Annotated in this window: 1 pseudogene; it reads right to left on the bottom strand. The window is 51.2% G+C overall.

Annotated elements, in window-relative coordinates:
* A pseudogene (locus Q4563_RS22050) lies at window positions 1-242 on the bottom strand (type IV pilus secretin PilQ); the annotation flags it as partial.

Genomic DNA, 242 nt, shown 5'->3' with positions numbered 1-242 from the left:
AGTCAGGATCGTTGCGATATCCGCCGCCTTGGCATATTTGAACTGCATGAACTCTTGCACCAGCGGAGCCAGCTCTTCCACCTGACGTACAGCTTCCAGCTCTATTTTTTCACGGGCAGCAATTTCTTCAGCCGGTGCAATCAACAGTACAGATCCCAGCTGACGTTTACCAAGCGCCTTGGTTTTCAATACCAGGTCCAACGCCTGATCCCACGGCACATTTTGCAGCCGCAAAGTAATAC

It is taken from the genome of Gilvimarinus sp. 1_MG-2023 (assembly GCF_030548285.1).
This window is presented reverse-complemented; position numbering and strand designations above follow the sequence as displayed.